Source organism: Streptomyces brevispora, assembly GCF_007829885.1.
Lineage (GTDB): Bacteria > Actinomycetota > Actinomycetes > Streptomycetales > Streptomycetaceae > Streptomyces > Streptomyces brevispora.
Map to the genome: position 1 here is coordinate 6,034,395 of NZ_VIWW01000001.1, position 13,458 is coordinate 6,047,852.

At 70.3% G+C, this 13,458-nt stretch carries 10 protein-coding genes; 7 read left to right on the forward strand and 3 right to left on the reverse strand.

The features are described 5' to 3' along the window. Positions 1 to 6: 6 nt before the first annotated feature. Positions 7 to 2,244: an OmpL47-type beta-barrel domain-containing protein gene (locus tag FHX80_RS27760; protein WP_145766695.1), complete on the reverse strand. Its 2,238-nt coding sequence runs from the start codon at positions 2,242 to 2,244 to the stop codon at positions 7 to 9. Further along, positions 2,241 to 4,733 (reverse strand): ThuA domain-containing protein, encoded by a 2,493-nt coding sequence (locus FHX80_RS27765; protein WP_145766696.1) that lies wholly within the window; start codon positions 4,731 to 4,733, stop codon positions 2,241 to 2,243. Before FHX80_RS27765 ends, FHX80_RS27760 begins: the two co-directional genes overlap by 4 nt. 262 nt (positions 4,734 to 4,995) lie before the next feature. Here FHX80_RS27765 and FHX80_RS27770 point away from each other — a divergent pair, with 262 nt between their 5' ends. After that, the gene (locus tag FHX80_RS27770) at positions 4,996 to 6,096 is read left to right on the forward strand and encodes a multicopper oxidase domain-containing protein (RefSeq protein ID WP_145766697.1); all 1,101 of its coding nucleotides are present in this window, start codon (positions 4,996 to 4,998) and stop codon (positions 6,094 to 6,096) included. On the opposite strand, the gene FHX80_RS27775 is transcribed toward FHX80_RS27770, so the two are convergent. Then, the gene (locus FHX80_RS27775; RefSeq protein WP_145766698.1) at positions 6,093 to 8,312 is read right to left on the reverse strand and encodes a DEAD/DEAH box helicase; all 2,220 of its coding nucleotides are present in this window, start codon (positions 8,310 to 8,312) and stop codon (positions 6,093 to 6,095) included. The genes FHX80_RS27770 and FHX80_RS27775 overlap by 4 nt on opposite strands. A 276-nt stretch (positions 8,313 to 8,588) precedes the next feature. On the opposite strand from FHX80_RS27775, the gene FHX80_RS36660 reads away from it, so the two are divergent. The 6 genes from FHX80_RS36660 (at position 8,589) to FHX80_RS27800 (ending at position 13,454) form a co-directional block, all read left to right on the forward strand. Then, the gene (locus tag FHX80_RS36660) at positions 8,589 to 8,699 is read left to right on the forward strand and encodes a putative leader peptide (RefSeq protein ID WP_311309001.1); all 111 of its coding nucleotides are present in this window, start codon (positions 8,589 to 8,591) and stop codon (positions 8,697 to 8,699) included. 154 nt (positions 8,700 to 8,853) lie between these two features. After that, the gene (locus FHX80_RS27780) at positions 8,854 to 9,858 is read left to right on the forward strand and encodes an ABC transporter substrate-binding protein (RefSeq protein WP_145766699.1); all 1,005 of its coding nucleotides are present in this window, start codon (positions 8,854 to 8,856) and stop codon (positions 9,856 to 9,858) included. 19 nt (positions 9,859 to 9,877) lie between these two features. Further along, the gene (locus FHX80_RS27785) at positions 9,878 to 10,918 is read left to right on the forward strand and encodes an NrtA/SsuA/CpmA family ABC transporter substrate-binding protein (RefSeq protein ID WP_145766700.1); all 1,041 of its coding nucleotides are present in this window, start codon (positions 9,878 to 9,880) and stop codon (positions 10,916 to 10,918) included. Further along, positions 10,915 to 11,811 carry an ABC transporter permease gene (locus tag FHX80_RS27790; protein ID WP_145766701.1) on the forward strand — a complete coding sequence of 299 codons (897 nt, stop codon included), beginning with the start codon at positions 10,915 to 10,917 and terminating at the stop codon, positions 11,809 to 11,811. The genes FHX80_RS27785 and FHX80_RS27790 overlap by 4 nt, the downstream gene beginning before the upstream one ends. Next, the gene (locus FHX80_RS27795; protein WP_145766702.1) at positions 11,808 to 12,566 is read left to right on the forward strand and encodes an ABC transporter ATP-binding protein; all 759 of its coding nucleotides are present in this window, start codon (positions 11,808 to 11,810) and stop codon (positions 12,564 to 12,566) included. The genes FHX80_RS27790 and FHX80_RS27795 overlap by 4 nt, the downstream gene beginning before the upstream one ends. Then, positions 12,567 to 13,454, forward strand: a complete 888-nt coding sequence (locus tag FHX80_RS27800) for an ABC transporter substrate-binding protein (protein ID WP_145766703.1) — start codon at positions 12,567 to 12,569, stop codon at positions 13,452 to 13,454. It abuts the gene before it with no gap. The last annotated feature ends 4 nt before the right edge of the window (positions 13,455 to 13,458 follow it).

A 13,458-nucleotide genomic window follows, 5' to 3' on the forward strand; every position in this document is an offset into this window, starting at 1 on the left:
TCGTGACTACAGCTCCTGGATCCGGATGTCCCGGTAGGAGATCACGTCCGAGGTGCTGTGGACCTGGAGCCCGATGTAGCCGGAGGCGTACCGCCGGCCGTCGGTGCCCGGGTCGTCGTCCCGCGGCGGCTCGAAGAGCTGACCGCCGTTGTTGTCGAACTCATTGAGCAGAACACCGTTGCGGTAGATCGAGTAGTGCTGGTCCACCACCCGGATCTCGTAGTCGTTCCAGGTGCCCTTGGGGGTGACCCCGGCGCCGCCGAGACCCACCCGGTCGAATCCGTAGACCGAACCGGTCTTGTACATGTCGCCGTCCGGCCGGTCGTTGATCTGGATCTCATGGCCGTACTTGATGGCGACCCACTCCGGACTCGACTCCTCCGGATTGTCGTGGACGTTCGGGAACCGCACGAACACACCGCCGTTGGCGTTGCCCGTACCGGGGGCGTCGTCCCGCCACTGGAGCTTCAGCGAGAAGTCCCCGTACTGCCGGCCCGGGAACCAGAGCATGCCCATGCCGTCCACCGTGGTGGAGCTGGTGATCGAACCGTCCGCCTCGTTCAGCGCGAACTGCCCGCCACCGACCTGCTGCCACTTGGCGAGCGACGCGGCCGTGCCGTCGAAGAGCTTGCGATAGCCCTCGTCCTGGCCCGGCTTGCCGATCCCCGACTGCTTGGCGGCCTTGTAGATCTTCTTCTGCTCGCGGGCGTCGACCACCCCGGCGGTGAACAGCTGGTCGAGAACCTTGTCGACGTGCTTCAGGAACAGCGCGTGCGACGACCAGTCCTTCTCGTCCTCGATCAGCTCATTGATCGTGCAGCGGTTGCCGGTGATGCGGTTGGGGACCCCGGTGTCGACGGTGCCCACGATGACGGTGAGCCGCTCGTCGAACTCCGGGCAGTTCGGCGCCGGTACGCCGCCGCTCTGCGCGACGGTGAACGCCACCCGCTTCGCCTCGGAGGTGTTGCCCGCCTTGTCCGTGGCCCGGTGGGCGACGGTGTGGTAGCCGACGCGGTCGACGATGACCGTGCCGGAGTAGGCGAGGTAGGGGCCGCCGTCGAGGGAGTACTCGATCTTGTCCACCCCGCTGCCGGCGTCGGTCGCGGTGACCGTCACCTTCGCGCTGGTCAGGTAGGCGCCGTCCGAGTTCTTGTCGCCCGCGACCTTCGCGGAGGTCTCCGGCGGCGTCGTGTCCTGCGTCGGCGGCTCGACGACGGTGAAGTCCACCGCCTTCTCCGCGGCGGCGTTGCCCGCCTTGTCGGCGGCGCGGTAGCGGACCTTCTGGGCCCCCACCTCGTGGACCATCACCGGCCCGGTGTACGACTGCCAGGCACCGTCGGCTCCGAGCGCGTACTCGATGGTGTTGACGCCGGACCCGGTGTCGGAGGCGGTCACGGTGACCGTCGCCATGCCCAGGAACCGCCCCTGAACGTCCTTCTCACCGGAGACGGTCGCCGAGGTCTCCGGCGGCGTCGTGTCGTCCGTCGGCGGTGCGGCGACGGTGAACTCCACCGTCTTCCCGGCGGCGGCGTTGCCCGCCTTGTCGGTGGCGCGGTAGCGGATGGCGTGCGCGCCGACCTCGTTCACGACGACGGGCGCGGTGTACGGCTGCCAGGCACCGTCGGCCCCGACGGCGTACTCGACGGTGTCGATGCCCGAGCCCTCGTCGGTGGCCGCGACGGTGACCGTCGCCTGACCGATGTACGCGCCGTCGGCGTTCTTGTCGCCGTCGACCTTCGCCGACGTCTCGGGAGCGGTGGTGTCCTCGGTGCCGCCCCCGTCGGTCACGGTCAGGATGCCCTGCATCGCCTCGTGCCCCGGCATGGTGCAGTGGTAGAAGTACCGGCCGGGGGTGAGCGTGACCTCCGCGGTCTGCTTGCCGCCCCGGTCGTCGCCCGGGTTGGCCAGCAGGTTCAGGGGTACGTCGTTGTTGAACTCCGGGTCCGAGACGCTGAAGGTCAGCGTGTGCGGCATACCGGAGGTGTTCCCGGTCCCCACACTGTTCTCGAAGACGATGGTCGCCTTGCCGGCCACCGCCGTCTTCGGCGCGGACAGATAGTGGTCGATGGGGTTGCCCGCCGTCCAGGTGAGCACCTGGTCGGCCGCCGCCTCGACCGGGGCCGCGGTACGCCCGTAGGCCGCCGTCGAGGTCAGTCCCAGCACCATCAGGAACGACCCCAGCAGGGCGAGTAACAGCCGGGCGGGCCGCGACCGCCTTCGGAAGAAGATCGAACGGTGTCTCACTGCACTGCCGCCTTCCTGGCCAGGTCCTTGACGGCCGGGGTCGGTGCGCCGCCCTTGTACGTCACGCGCCACAGCGCGGACTTGGAGTCGGAGGTGAAGAAGCCGCGCCCGTAGTCCAGGACGTACAGCGAACCGTCCGGGGCGAACTTCCAGTCCATCAGGTTGCGGATGCCGTCCGCGCCGACCGGGATGATCTTCTTGAGGGACTCGGCGTGCGTGGGCAGTCCGCCCTTGCCGGCCGTCTTCGGGTCGGTGAGCACGGCGTGCCGCGGCTGGGTGTCGTCGTAGAAGTCGCCGACGAACCACTTGCCGTCCCAGTAGGAGGGCCATTTGCCGGCGCTGGTGCTCGCCGGGTCGTACCGGTAGACCGGGCCGTTCATCGTGGCCTGGCCGCCGCCCCTGAGCCAGGGCAGGAGCTCCTTCTGCTCCTCCACCTTGTAGCTCGGGATGCCCTTCGCGTCGCGCGGGTAGTCCACGCCGCCGCCCTGCGGGGAGTACCAGATGGTGTTGGAGGTGATCGGCGGCAGGTTCACCAGACCGTCGTTGTTGGGCGACTCGTTCTTGGGGTGGTCGCAGTCGTACCAGCCGAGCGGCTTGCCCGGATCGGGCAGATTACGGTCCCGGTAGGGCTGCTTGTTGCCCATGCAGTACGGCCAGCCGTGGTTGCCCGCCTTGGTGATCGCGGCGAACGTGTCGTACTTGGCCGGGCCCCAGGTGGTGCTCGGGGCGCCCGCGTCGGGGCCGACCCAGCCCGCGTAGAGCGTGTCGGTCGACTTGTCGACCGAAATCCTCGCCGGGTTGCGCACACCCATCACATAGATCTCGCCACGGGTCTTGCCGCCGCCCTCGTCCGGCTCCTTGCCGGTGAAGAGATTGCCCTCCGGCAGGGTGTAGGTGCCGTCGTCCTGGGGGTGGATCCGCAGGATCTTGCCGTTGAGGTTGTTCGTGTTGCCCGCGGTGCGCCGGGCATCGGCGAACGAGACGCCCTTGTAGTTCGGCGCCGGGTTGTTGCCCGAGTACCCGTCGCTGAAGCCGGAGGAGTTGTTGTCACCGGCCGCGATGTACAGGTTGCCCTTGGAGTCCCAGGCCATGCCGCCGCCCGCGTGGCAGCAGCTGTGGATCTGGACCGGCCAGTGCAGCAGCACCTTCTCGGAGGAGAGGTCCAGCTTGTTCGTGGCCAGGTCCATGGTGAACCTGGAGACCTGACGGACCGCCATCTGCTTGTCGCGGTCGATCTTTTCGTGGGGTGTGTAGTGCAGGTACACCCAGCCGTTCTTCCCGAAGTCCGGGTCCAGTTCGATGCCGAGCAGACCCTCCTCGACCTTGACCAGTTCGTCGCCGCCGCCCTTGTTGCCGAACACCGTCAGCTCTCCGGCGAGGGTGACCTTCTTGGTCTTCGGGTCGTAGACATGGATCTGGCCCAGGCCCTTGCCGACGTTCGGGTCGGCCCAGTCGGTGACGACCGGCACACTGCTGTCGGCGCCGCCGCGGCCGATGTACAGCACACGTCCGTCGGGGGCGGTCACCAGCCCGTGCGGTTCGCCGATCTGGTCGTTCGTACCCGGCTGGTTGGGCTGAGTGACTCGCTCCGCCTTGTAGTTGGAGGTGATCGTCGCCTTGCAGTCGGCCTGGGAGATCCGGGTCGTCCAGTCGAGCGCGCCGCGCAGGTGGTCACGGAAGTCGGCCTCCGCGAAGCTGTCGACCGTACCGCCCATCGCGGTGTAGAAGGACCGGCCGCCGTCGTAGTCACGGCACCAGGAGACCGGGTGGTCCCAGCCGTTGGCGCTCGCCCCGGGCTGGTAGGTGATCTCCCGGACCCGAGCCACGGTGTGCACGTCGCCGGACGGATTCTGCTTCCAGTTCAGCCACTTGTCGGGACGCTTCCACTCCAGCGGGAGGTTCTTGGTGGCCGGATGCTGCCGGTCGCCGATCTCCACCGTCGCACGTTGCACGGAGGTGGGGCTGCCGGCCGCCGGGCGCGCACCTACCAGTCCGGTGAACCAGTCCGAGTACGGCTCGGTGCGCGCCGCGTCATGGATGCCGAGGAAGCCGCCCCCGGCCTCCATGTACGCCTCCAGACCGGCCTCCTGCTCCGGGTCCAGGACATCGCCGCCGCCCGTCAGGAAGACGACGGCGTTGTACTTTCCGAGCTGCTTGCCGTTGGTGAAGACGGCGGGGTCGTCGCTGGCCACGGTCTTGAAGCGGCCCGCCTCCGGCCCGGTGAGCCCGATCTTCTCGATCGCCGCGATTCCGGCGTCGACCGGCGGGGACTCCTCGGTCGCGGAGGCATGGAAGACCAGTACCTTCACGTTGGCGCCGCCGGGCGGCGACGGCAGGGACAACGTTGTCGCCATGGACTCCTGCGGTCCGGGATACGGCCTGGCACTGGCGGCATTGCCGCCGAGCAGGGACGCGGTCAGCGCGCCGGCCGCTAAGGCCGCCGCGAGTCCGCTTCGTGATCTGGACCTGTGATGTGGTGTGCGCTGCATGTGGTCACCCACCCCTCTTTGGTCACTGCAACAGCGCATGAAGCTAGACCTCTTTTCGCGACTCGCCAATAGCTATGGCAGTAATGAAACGAACTTTGTCCTTAGTGTGGATAAACAAAGATCCCCGGGCTACGGTATGCCCCGTCCCCGAGCTCACCTGTGCCCGACGGCGTCGACCACCGTGACCTGCGCAGCGCTGCGCCGTGTGCCGCAGTTGTCTTGGGTTTCTCCGCAACACCCGTCTGAAAGTGGGGAGTTCGACATGGACCGAAGGAACTTCAACCGGCGGATTCTGCTGGGCGGCGGGGTGGTGGCGGCGACCGGCGTGACATCGTTGTCCCTCGGTGCGATCGAGGCCACCTCGGCCGAGAACCCTCCCCGGACGGCACCGGCGGGAGGTGTGGTCCGCCATCTCAAGATGTACGCGGAGAAGCTGCCGGACGGTCAGATGGGATATGGGCTGGAGAAAGGCAAGCCCTCGATCCCCGGCCCGCTCATCGAGATCAACGAGGGCGACACCCTGCACATCGAGTTCGAGAACACGATGGACGTGGCGGCCAGTCTCCATGCGCACGGCGTCGACTACGACATCGCGAGCGACGGCACACGGATGAACAAGAGCATCGTCGAACCGGGCGACACCCGTACGTACACCTGGCGCACCCATGCCCCGGGCCGGCGCAAGGACGGCACCTGGCAGCCGGGCAGTGCGGGTTACTGGCACTACCACGACCATGTCGTCGGCACCGACCACGGCACGGGCGGCATCCGCAAGGGGCTGTACGGGCCGGTGATCGTCCGGCGCAAGGGCGACATCCTGCCGGACAAGACGATCACGATCGTCTTCAACGACATGATGATCAACAACAAGTCTGCCGGAAAGGGCCCCGACTTCAAGGCCACGGTGGGGGACCGGCTCGAAGTCGTCATGATCACGCACGGCGATTACTACCACACGTTCCACATCCACGGTCATCGCTGGGCGGACAACCGTACGGGCCTGCTCACCGGCCCCGACGACCCGTCCAAGGTCATCGACACGAAGATCGTCGGACCTGCGAACTCCTTCGGCTTCCAGATCATCGCGGGCGAACACGTGGGCGCCGGCGCGTGGATGTACCACTGCCATGTGCAGAGCCATTCCGACATGGGCATGGCTGGGATGCTGCTGGTCGCCAAGCCTGACGGGACGGTGCCGGGACACGAGGCGCACGCCATGACATCGCCCTCCGCTTCAACACCCGGTGCGAAGACCCCGGACACGAAGGCATCGGGCTCCAGGGCATCCGGCGCCAAGCCCCCGGAGCCGAGGACCTCGGACGCCAGGACATCGGACAGGGCCGCGGCGCACGACGGCCACTAGCTCTCCGTCCCCGGGGCCGGCGCCCCGGCCGGTCCCGCCTCCGCGGCAAGGCGCTGCTGCTCCTCCTCGACGATGCGGCGGGCCAGCGACCCGTCCGACACGTCCACGGCGTCCGGCGTCGTCTCGGCGACGTCGCTGCGCCGTGCGTACGCGTCGAACAGCCGCTCCTTGCGGGCCAGGATGTCGAGCATGCGCTGGTCGACGCTGTCCGCGGCGAGCAGCCGGTGCACCTGGACCGTGCGTATCTGGCCCATCCGGTGGGCGCGGGCCACCGCCTGGTGCTCCATCGTCGGCTTGATCTGCGGCTCGCAGAGAATGACGACCGAGGCGGCCTGCATGTTGAGCCCGATCCCGCCGGCCTGGATCTGGCTCAGCAGGACCGCATGGCCGACCGCCGCCGAGAAGCCGTCGATCAGCTCCTGGCGCCGGGCCGCCGCCAGACTCCCCGACAGCGGGCCGAACACCTCCTCGCCCAGGGCCTGCCGGACCGTCTCCAGCACCTCACGGAAGTACGAGAACACCACGACCTTCAGTCCGTTGCCCGCGGCCTCCGCGACCAGCTCGCGCAGCCGGTTCAGCTTCGCGGAAGTGCCCGGACAGGCGTACGCGGCCCGGCGCATCCGCATGAACTGCCCGGCGCTCACCGCCTCGCGGTAGGCCAGCAGATCTGCCGCACTGAACTCCTCCCACTCGTCGACCTGTACCAGCGCGGGGAGTTCGGTGAGGACGTCCTGCTGATTGCGGCGCAGATACGCGGGAGAGACGGCCCGGCGGAACGCCTGCGAACCGGCGGCGCCGTGGCTGCTGCTGATCGACGGGGCCAGTTCGGGCTGGAGCTGACGGACGAGGCTGCGGAACTCCTCCACCCGGTTCTCCATCGGCGTACCGGTCAGGAACAGCACCCGCTCGGTCCGCTGCGACCAGCCGGACACCGCGCGGGAGCGGCGGGTGGCGGGATTCTTGACGTAGTGGGCCTCGTCGACCACGAGCATGCCGGGCCGTATGCCGCAGTCGCCCGCGACGGGCAGGGTGTGCAGGGCGTCGAACGTGGTGAGGGCCACCCCACCGCTCTCGCGCCACTGCGCGAACGCGTTCTGCCGGTCCGGACCGTGCACGGGCAGCGCGTGCAGCGTGGAACGGGCCCGGACCTCCCGCGTCCAGTTGATCAGCACGCTCGCCGGACAGACCACCAGGAAATGAGTCTCCCCCCGGGCCGCGAGATGGGCCAGCGCGGCGATGGCCTGGACGGTCTTGCCGAGCCCCATCTCGTCGCCGAGGATCACCCGCTTCTGGGCGAGCGCGAAGCGGGCACCGAACGACTGGTAGCCGCGCAGCGACACCCGCAGCCGGGCGTCGTCCAGCCGAAGCCCGCGGACCCGGTCGGCGATCCCGGACGGCAGGAACCCCTCCGCCGCGTCCCGGTCGGGACCGGTGCCGGACATCTCGGCGAGCAGGCTGTAGTACTCGGCGGACCGCACCTCGAAGTCGACCCAGGCCGCGACCTCGGAGTCCGGGGAGCGCAGCAGATCCACCGACACCTGGCCGAACAGCAGCGGGAGTTCACGCTCCGCCGCATCGGCCATCACCGCCTGGACACCGGCGACGGCGGCCAGCGCCCGCAGCCGGTCCGGCCGCCCGGTGAAGAGCATCCGCAGCCGCCCCCTCGCGGGCGCCGCACCGGCCAGCAGCGGATCCAGCCGCTCGGTCAGCCGACGGGCCGCGTCCACGGCCCGCCGCACATCCGGTCCGGCCTCGACCAGCCGGTACAACGCGGTGACCAGGGCGGTCGTGGCGTCGTCCGGGGTGTCCACAGCTATCCGCACCGTGACCGTGTCCCGTACCGCGTGGGCGATCTGGCCCGCCGCGGCGAGCGCCTGGTCGGCGGTCTGCGCGCCGACTCCGGGGATCTGGCGGAGCTCGTAGCGGTTCGCCCCGTGCACCTGCCCGACGGTCGTGAAACCGGCCTGCTCGACCGCGCCGATGCGCAGCCGGCCCTCGGTGACGTCCTTGAGCCGGGACACCGGGATGGCCGACAGCTCGCCGTGGACGAGGGCGTCCAGCAGGGGATCCAGGGCCTCCCGCACGGCGTCGACGGCGCGGCCGTGATCGCCCAGCACCTCGCGCGCCGCGCCCAGCAGCCCGTCGGCCCGCGCCAGCAGTTCCCTGGCCGCCCGCCCGGTCGGCGTCCCACTCTCCGTGGACCCGGCCTCAGTCATGTACGTACCTCTGTCCCCCGCAGTCTCACCGCCGCTCCGTCCGGCAGCCGGCCGGAGCGACTCATATCGTCCCATGCGCCGCTGACAACCGGGACGGGCGCGGCAGCTCAGGGGGCGGGCGGCCGCCGCATCACGGGAGGTCCACAGGCGTCGGACGGCGCCAGGAAACACCGTGTTCATGTCCGGTCCCACATCATGGGAAGCGAGTTGTGGGCCGGATCCGGTCCGTGGCAGGCTGCAGCCCGTCACCACCGACGAGCTGAAGGGAGCAGTGCCATGGCCGGCCGCCGAACCGCGACCCCCGCCCACGCCGCTCCGGTCCCGCTCGCCCTCACGCTGCGCCGTCACATAGACCTGGCCCGCGTGTCCAGCGCCGCCTGTCGCTGACCTCTCCGCCCCTTCCGCACCGCTCTACCCCCTCCGGCCGCCCGTCTCCCGCGTCGCCCCGACGCGGCACGGGCCCCTTGCGGTACGCGCTGCCCGGATCCGGGACGTACGCGCCATACCCACCCCCCGCTTCGCCGATCCTCGGGAAGACTCCATGACGCATGCCGTCCTGCCCCGGACGCTCTGGTTCACCCGCTGTCCCGTACCCACCGCCACCGGCATCGCCGCCGACCGGCATTGGCTCACCGACGAGTTCGCCGCCGACGGCATCGCCGTGCGCTCCCTCCAGGAGGCCGCCCCGGACGCCGACCGCGCCACGCACTACACCCACGCCCTGCCAGGACTCTTCCGGGAGGGCGGCAACGTCCCCGCCCTGTGGGCCCGTTCGCGCGGCGAGCGGACCCGGCTGGTCGGGCTCACCTGGATCGAGGAACGGCAGACGGTACTGGTCGCGCCCGGCTCCGGAATCCGCGGCGCCGACGCACTGCGCGGGCTGCGGCTCGCCGTGCCGGAGCACGACATCGCCATCGACTTCTGGCGGGCCATGGCGCTGCGCGGCTTCGAGGGCGCGCTCGCCTCCGCCGGTCTCTCGCTCGACGACGCGGTGCTCGTCGACGTACCGGCCGCCGGACACGAGGGCCAGTGGGCGGCCGGACTGGCCGCCCTGCGGCGCGGTGACGTCGACGCCGTGTACGTGAAGGGCGCCCTGGCCGTCGAGGCCGCGCGTCGGGCCGGCGCCGAGGTGGCCGTCGAGCTCGATGAACTGCCCGACCGCCGGTTCCGCGTCAACAACGGCACCCCGCGCCCCATCACCGTTCACCAGCAGCTCCTCGACGACCGTCCCGACCTCGTCGACCGCTTCCTCGCCGTGCTGCTGAGGGCCGCCGACTGGGCCGCCGGACAGCCCGCCGAGGTCGACCGCATCCTCGGCGCGGAGACCGGGGCGGGGGCCGACGGTGTCGCCGGGGCCTACCGGCCCGGCACCCACCTCACCCTCCACCCCGACCTGTCGGCCGAACGCCTCGCCCTGCTCGCCGAGCAGGAGACCGGGCTGCGTACCCACGGATTCCTGCCCGAGCCCGTGGACGTCGCGGCCTGGGCCGACCCCGGGCCGCTGCGGCGCGCGACCGCACTGGCCCGCCGAACCTCCGCACCATGAGCCCAGAGGACCCCTCATCATGAATCTCCCCGGATCACTGCGTACGAAGATCGCTCCGGCGCTCCTCACGGTCACCGCGCTCGTCGCCCTCACCGCCTGCGGGGCCTCCGGGTCCTCCGGGTCCTCGGGGGCCGACAGTGCCGGCAAGGGCCCCGGCGGCGGTTCCACCGTGACCGTCCGCATCCCCGACCCCGGCAACTCGGGTGTGCTCGCCCTCGGCAAGAAGGACGGCAGCCTGGACAAGGCCCTGTCCGAGGTGGGCGCCCAGGTGCGGTGGACCGGCAGTGCCGGTCCCTTCGCCCCGGCCGCCCAGGCGATGAACGCCGACCAGCTGGACATCGCCACCGGCTCCATCACCTCCGGCATCACCTCGCTCGCCCAGCGGCCCGGCTTCAAGTTCTTCACCGCCGTCGCGCCGGACGCGGCGGGGGAGGGCATCCTCGTCAGGAACGGCTCGGGGATCGGCTCGGTCGCGGATCTGGTCGGCAGGAAGGTCGCCGTCAACCAGGGCGGCACGGGTGAGTACCTGCTGCTGAAGGCTCTCGCCAAGGCCGGCATCCCGGCCGACAAGGTCACCCGGGTCTATCTGCGGCCCGATCAGACCGCGGCGGTCTTCAACGCCGGAAACGTCGACGCCTGGGCCGTCTGGGCCACCTACGCGGTCGCCGAGATCGGCAGCGGGAAGGCGCACTTCGTCGCCGACGGTGCGGCGATCGGCTCCGACAACTACAGCCTCAACGCGGTGCGGACGGGCTTCGCCGAGCAGCACCCGAAGGTCGTGAAGGCCCTCTACCGGTACCTCCACGAGGCCAGCGCCAAGGAGAAGCGGAACCCGGCCGCGTACCTCAATGTCTTCACGGACGCCGGCCCGACCGCCGTCACCGGAAAGGCCAAGGCGGTCCAGACGGAGTTCACCGCCAAGGGCGGCACGGTCGAGCCCATCGGCGCGCAGGACACGAAGCGCTTCAAGGACGTCGCCGCGTTCTACGCGGAGCAGAAGGTCACCAAGGCCGAGGTCGATGTCGCCGCGCACCTCCTCGACACCGGGAAACTGACATGAGCGACACCACCACCACCACCACCGCGGCGCCGCCCGCACCCGTCCGGCCACGTGCCGAGCCGAGCGCCGTCGAGGCCCCGCCCACAGGGCTCGTCGTACCGCGCCCCCAGCTCCGCAGGGCCCGCGGCCGGGGCTACGCGCTCGCCGTCCGCACCATCGGCCCGGTGGCACTGCTGGCCCTGTGGTGGGTGGCCTCCGCGACCGGACTCCTCACCCCCGACGTACTGGCATCTCCTACCGAAGTGCTGCGTGCTGTAGGGGAGTTGTGGAGCAACGGGCAGTTGCCGGACGCCCTCACCACCTCCCTCACCCGCTCCGGACTCGGCCTTCTCATCGGTCTCGCCGCCGGTCTGACCCTCGGCATCACCACCGGCTTCACCCGGCTCGGCGACGAACTCCTCGACTCCTCGCTCCAGACCCTGCGCACGATCCCCTTCCTCTCCCTGGTACCGCTGTTCATGGTCTGGTTCGGGATCAACGAGACGGCGAAGGTCCTGCTCATCGCCGTCGCCACCACCTTCCCGATGTACGTGTCGACATCGAGCGGGGTGCGCAACACCGACCCGAAACTCATCGAGGCCATGCGGAGCTTCGGCATGGGCCGGTTCGCCCTCGTGCGCGAGGTGGTCCTGCCCGGCGCGCTGCCCTCCCTGCTCGCCGGGCTGCGGCTCTCCACGACACTCAGCGTCATCGCGCTGATCGCCGCGGAGGAGATCAACGCCACCGCCGGCATCGGCTATCTGATGTCCCAGGCCCAGAGTTACGCCCGCACCGACATCCTCGCCGTCTGCATCCTCGTCTACGGGCTCCTCGGACTGGCCGCCGACATCCTCGTACGGCTGCTGGAACGCGTACTGATGCCGTGGCGCACCCCGCAGGGAGTGGCCCGATGACCGCCGACGCGACCGCCGCTCCCGCCGTACGGGTACGGGGCCTGCGCCGCGTCTTCGGAGACCGGGCCGTCCTCGACGGGCTGCGACTCGACATAGCCCGGGGGGAGTTCGTCGCCCTGCTCGGCGCCAGCGGCAGCGGGAAGACCACACTCCTGCGGATCCTCGGAGCCCTCGACGGCGCCGACGGGGGAGAGGTGCTCGTTCCGGAGGCCCGCACCATCGTCTTCCAGGAGCCCCGCCTCGTACCGTCGAAGACGGTCCTCGCCAATGTGACGGTCGCGCTGCCGCGCAGCCGTTCCGCACACGGGCTCCGGGCACTTGCCGAGGTCGGTCTGGAACGTCACGCCGAGGCCTGGCCGGCCACTCTCTCCGGTGGCGAGGCCCAGCGCGTCGCACTGGCCCGGGCCCTGGTACGTAAGCCCGAACTCCTGCTGCTCGACGAGCCGTTCGCCGCACTCGACGCCCTGACCCGGCTGAAGATGCAGGACCTGGTCGGTCAGCTGTGCAGCAGACACCGGCCGGCCGTTCTGCTGGTCACCCATGACGTCGACGAGGCCGTACGGCTGGCCGACCGGGTCGCCGTCCTGCGCGACGGGCGGCTCGTCACCGACGAGAGCGTCGATGTCGCCCGGCCGCGCGACCCCGGCGATCCGGCGTTCGCGGCGCTGCGCCGCCGCCTGCTGGACGACCTCGGGGTCGAGACCGCCCCGAAACCCACCCCCTACCCCGACCGTGCCGAAGCCGGAGTGATCTGAATGACCCTGACCATAGGTGTCCACAGCAGCAACCCGTCCCTCTACCACCTGTACCACCTCTCCCGTCTGGGCTTCGCCCAGGAGGAGCTGGCCCCGCTCGGCGAGACCGTCGTCTTCCACCCGTACACCAACGGAGCGCGTACCGGTGAGCTCCTGACCAGCGGTGTCATCGACTTCGGCGGTACCGGATCGACCCCGCCGATCACCGCCCAGGCAGCCGGCCACGACATCGTCTACACCGCGGTCTCCGCCCCACGCCCCGAACACGGCGCCCTCCTCGTCCCCGAGGAGAGCCCGGTGCGAACGGTCGCCGACCTCAAGGGCTCGACCGTGCACCTCGCGATCGGCTCCTGGCAGACCCATCTGATAGCCAAGGCCCTCGACGACGCAGGGCTCTCCTACGCCGCCGACATCACCGCCGTCCGCAGCACCGACGACAGCGAACGACTGGTGCGCACCGGCGAGATCGCCGCCTGGGTCGCCCAGGGCGAACGGCTGGCCGCCGCCCGGCGTACCGGCGGTCTGCGGACCCTGATCCGCACCGGTGACGTCATCAGCGACCGCTCGGTCTTCTTCACCCGCCGCGACCTCGCCGAGTCCCGGCCCGACGTCATCGAGGCACTGACCCGGGCACTGCGGCGCGCCGACGAATGGGCGGCGGCCCACCCCCGGCGGGCGGCCGAGATCGCCTCCGCCGACCTGGGCGGATCGGCGGACGACTGGGAGACAGCGCTCGAAACCCTGCCCTGGACGATCGAGCCGGTCACGGACGCGTTCATCGCGGAGCAGCAGGAGGCCGCCGACATCTTCCACCGCACCGGCTTCATCGACCGGCCGGTCACCGTGGACCACGCGCGTGCCCGTAAGGCCGCGGATCAGGCGGTATGACGCG

Excerpts from the sequence above, each read along its gene's own strand:
- FHX80_RS27785 (WP_145766700.1), top strand. The coding sequence starts at position 9,878 with ATGAATCTCCCCGGATCACTGCGTACGAAGATCGCTCCGGCGCTCCTC.
- FHX80_RS27800 (WP_145766703.1), top strand. The coding sequence starts at position 12,567 with ATGACCCTGACCATAGGTGTCCACAGCAGCAACCCGTCCCTCTACCAC.
- FHX80_RS27780 (WP_145766699.1), top strand. The coding sequence starts at position 8,854 with ATGACGCATGCCGTCCTGCCCCGGACGCTCTGGTTCACCCGCTGTCCC.
- FHX80_RS36660 (WP_311309001.1), top strand. The coding sequence starts at position 8,589 with ATGGCCGGCCGCCGAACCGCGACCCCCGCCCACGCCGCTCCGGTCCCG.
- FHX80_RS27770 (WP_145766697.1), top strand. The coding sequence starts at position 4,996 with ATGGACCGAAGGAACTTCAACCGGCGGATTCTGCTGGGCGGCGGGGTG.
- FHX80_RS27775 (WP_145766698.1), bottom strand. The coding sequence starts at position 8,312 with ATGACTGAGGCCGGGTCCACGGAGAGTGGGACGCCGACCGGGCGGGCG.
- FHX80_RS27765 (WP_145766696.1), bottom strand. The coding sequence starts at position 4,733 with ATGCAGCGCACACCACATCACAGGTCCAGATCACGAAGCGGACTCGCG.
- FHX80_RS27795 (WP_145766702.1), top strand. The coding sequence starts at position 11,808 with ATGACCGCCGACGCGACCGCCGCTCCCGCCGTACGGGTACGGGGCCTG.
- FHX80_RS27790 (WP_145766701.1), top strand. The coding sequence starts at position 10,915 with ATGAGCGACACCACCACCACCACCACCGCGGCGCCGCCCGCACCCGTC.